The following is a 367-nucleotide window of genomic DNA, read 5'->3' as shown; positions in this document are numbered from 1 at the left end:
ACTCAAAGGTTCATTTACCTCTACACGAAGTAGGCATCAGCAATCGACTACTGAGCCCCAGCCTATCTGACTATAGTGCTTCTCCAAGTCAGCGAGGAGGGTATTATCAATTACGCCTTAGTGGCCCCAAATTTGGCTTTGCTCAGCAGCGATATAGCTCGGTATTAGCTAACCATGTAAGTCGTGCATTTCGCAATAAGCAAGATTTAGATATTCCGCCTGCGCCAATCTCACCCAAAATAGAAAAAGTTACCGTAGCTTATCGTGCTCATCAGCAAGTTAATTTAAATAATCGTCAGAGTAGTAAAGTAGCTGCTAAGCAATTATTCCATATTAAAGGCCGAGCGATTTGGCCAATGATTACCGC

At 43.1% G+C, this 367-nt stretch carries 1 protein-coding gene; it reads left to right on the top strand.

Annotation, left to right across the window (positions count from 1 at the left end):
- Positions 1–367 (top strand): hypothetical protein (locus Q4528_RS12855; RefSeq protein WP_303521867.1); only part of this gene is annotated, 367 nt, incomplete at both ends.

Origin of the sequence: Staphylococcus pasteuri (assembly GCF_030547725.1) — a bacterium.
Taxonomy (GTDB): domain Bacteria; phylum Bacillota; class Bacilli; order Staphylococcales; family Staphylococcaceae; genus Staphylococcus; species Staphylococcus pasteuri.
Note: the sequence above shows the minus strand (reverse complement) of the source record. Positions and strands in the feature narration are given on the sequence as shown.